The sequence below is a fragment of the Streptomyces sp. genome (genome assembly GCF_031181555.1).
GTDB lineage: Bacteria > Actinomycetota > Actinomycetes > Streptomycetales > Streptomycetaceae > Streptomyces > Streptomyces fimbriatus.
In genome coordinates, this window is sequence record NZ_JAPSKQ010000226.1 from 5,137 (window position 1) to 8,104 (window position 2,968).

Annotated in this window: 2 protein-coding genes; both read right to left on the reverse strand. The window is 74.7% G+C overall.

Annotated elements, in window-relative coordinates; genetic code table 11:
* Window positions 1-116 precede the first annotated feature (116 nt).
* The gene (recN, locus tag RIM90_RS28950) at window positions 117-1,859 is read right to left on the reverse strand and encodes a DNA repair protein RecN (RefSeq protein WP_309063712.1); all 1,743 of its coding nucleotides are present in this window, start codon (window positions 1,857-1,859) and stop codon (window positions 117-119) included.
* Window positions 1,860-1,991: 132 nt separating this feature from the next.
* Window positions 1,992-2,897, reverse strand: a complete 906-nt coding sequence (locus RIM90_RS28955; protein ID WP_309063713.1) for an NAD kinase — start codon at window positions 2,895-2,897, stop codon at window positions 1,992-1,994.
* Window positions 2,898-2,968: the final 71 nt, after the last annotated feature.

Genomic DNA, 2,968 nt, shown 5'->3' on the forward strand with positions numbered 1-2,968 from the left:
GCGAGTCCGGAAGAGCCGGTCCCGCGGGACCGGTCGGTCATCCCGTCAGGCTGCGCGCCCGCACCGCGCCCCCGGCGGCGGGCCGGGAAGCCGCGTCTTCACCCGCACGTCCTCGGCTACACGTCCGCCCGAGCCGTCGCCAGCAGTTCCTCCGCGTGCGCGCGGGCGGTCTCCGAGTTCTCCTGGCCCGCGAGCATCCGGGACAACTCCCGGATCCGCTCCTCGCCTTCGAGCACCTTCACGCCGGACCGGGTGACCGACCCGTCGCTGGTCTTCTCGACCAGGAGCTGCCGGTCGGCGAACGCGGCCACCTGGGGCAGGTGCGTGACGACGACGACCTGCGCCGTCTTCGCCAGCCGGGCGAGCCGGCGCCCGATCTCCACCGCCGCCTTGCCGCCGACACCGGCGTCGACCTCGTCGAAGAGATACGTCGGCACGGGATCCGTGCCCGCGAACACGACCTCCACGGCCAGCATCACGCGCGACAGCTCACCGCCGGACGCCCCCTTGGCGATGGGCCGGGGCGGCGCCCCGGGGTGCGGGGCCAGCAGCAGTTCGACCTCGTCCACGCCGGACGGGCCGTAGGCGACCGTGCGCCCGCCGACCTCGACGCCCTCGGGGTCCTCGGTCTGCCGGATGTCGAACGACACGCGCGCGTGCGGCATGGCGAGCGAGGCCAGCTCGGCGGTCACGGCCGCCGCGAACCGCTCCGCCGCCTCCGTCCGCGCGTCCGTCAGCTCCTGGGCCAGCGCGCCCAGTCGGGCGCGCAGCTCGTCCCGCTCGGCGGTGAGTTCCGCGATCCGCTCGTCGTCGCTGTCCAGTTCGGTCAGCCGCGCGGCACTCTGCTCGGCCCAGGCCAGCACGGCCGCGATGTCCTCGCCGTACTTCCGGGTCAGCCCGGTGAGCGCGGCCCGCCGCTCCTCGACCGCGGCCAGCCGCAGCGGGTCGGCGTCCAGGTCGTCGGCGTACCCCGCCAGCTCCCCGGCGACGTCGCGCAGCAGGATGCCGATCTCCCCGATCCGGTCGGTGAGCGCGGCCAGCGCCGGGTCGTGGGCCCGTACGGCCTCCAGGGCCCGCTGGGCGCCCGCGACGAGCGTCCCGGCGTCGACGCCCTCGGGATCCTCCGGGTCGCCCGCGAGAGCGGCGTGCGCGACCGCCGCGGCCGACGCCAGCGCCTCGGCGTGCCCGAGCCGCTCGGCCTCCTCCGCCAGTTCCGTGTCCTCACCCGCGCGCGGCTCCACGGCGGCGATCTCCTCGAGCCCGAAGCGCAGCATGTCGGCCTCCTGGGCCCGCTCACGCGCGCGCGTGGTGATCTGTTCGAGCTCCGCGGTGACGGCCCGCAGCCGTTTGTACGCCTCGGTGTACTTGCCGAGGGGCACGGCGACCGCGTACCCCGCGTACCGGTCGAGCGCCTGCCGCTGCCGGGACAGCTTCAGCAGCCCCTGCTGGTCGGTCTGCCCGTGCACGGCCACCAGGTCGTCGGCGAGCTCGGCGAGCAGCCCCACGGGCACGCTCCGCCCGCCCAGGTGCGCCCGTGAGCGCCCCTCGGCGGAAACGGTGCGGCTGATCAGCAGCGTCCCGTCGTCGAGCTCGGCCCCGGCCTCCTCGGCCCGTACGACGGCCGCGGAGTCCCGGGGCACGGCGATCCGCCCCTCCACGACCGCGTTCTTGGCGCCGATCCGCACCAGGGCCGCATCCGCCCGTCCACCCAGCAGCAGGCCGAGGCTGGTGACCACCATGGTCTTGCCCGCGCCCGTCTCGCCGGTGACGGCGGTGAAGCCGGGCGACAGCTCGACGACAGCGTCGTCGATGACCCCGAGCGACCGTATCCGCATCTCCTCAAGCACGCACCCGACCATACGAGGTTTCGCACGTGGTGTGCGACGCCGCCCCACCCATCCGGCATCGCGGCAGGCCGTGACCCGCCGACGGATTCACTCGTGGAACGGGTGTTCCCCGCTGCTGCGGGGATCCGGGGCGCCGCGCCGTGCCTAGTGCGGTGCCCCGCGCCACCCGGAGACGGGCAGCGCGAACTTCGCCACCAGCCGGTCCGTGAACGAGGCGTGGTGCAGCCGGGCCAGCCGCACCGGCACGGCTCCGCGCCGCACCTCCACCCGGGCGCCGGGCGGCAGCTCCACCGTGCGCCGTCCGTCGCACCACAGCACGCCCGGCGGGACGTGCGGCAGCACCTCCACCGCCAGCACGGAGTCCGGCGAGGTCACCAGCGGCTTGGCGAACAGCGCGTGCGCCGAGATCGGCACCATCAGCAGCGCCTCGACCTCGGGCCACACCACGGGACCGCCCGCGGAGAACGCGTAGGCGGTCGAACCGGTCGGGGTGGCGCACACGATCCCGTCGCAGCCGAACCCGGTGACCGGCCGCCCGTCGATCTCCAGCACGACCTCCAGCATCCGCTCGGCGGACACCTTCTGCACGGCCGCCTCGTTCAGCGCCCAGTCCGTGTGCACGACGTCGCCGTTGCGGTGCACGACGACGTCGACGGTCATGCGCTCCTCGACCTCGTACGCCCTGCTCACCACACGGTCGACCACCTTGTCGAGGTCGTCCCGCTCGGCCTCGGCCAGGAACCCGACCCGCCCGAGGTTGACGCCGAGCATGGGCACCCCGGAGGCACGGGCGAACTCGGCGCCGCGCAGCAGCGTGCCGTCACCACCGAGCACGATCAGCAGCTCGCAGCCGTCCAGGCACTGCGGGGTGGCCTCCTTGGCGGTCTCCACCTCGTCCGGCAGCGGCAGGTCGCGCGCCTCGGCCTCCAGCACCCGCACCCCGAGCCCGGAGCGCAGCAGCCCTTTGACCACGAGTTCGGCGCTGCGAATGGCCGCGGGCCGCCCGGTGTGGGCCAGCAGGAAAACAGTACGAGCTCGGTTCTGTGTCAACGCGGCCCCTCCGCCACTGCACGGTCAACGTCGGCCGGGTCCAGTTCCGGAGCCCCGGCCCGCAGCCACAG

Excerpts from the sequence above, each read along its gene's own strand:
- recN (WP_309063712.1), bottom strand. The coding sequence starts at position 1,859 with ATGGTCGGGTGCGTGCTTGAGGAGATGCGGATACGGTCGCTCGGGGTC.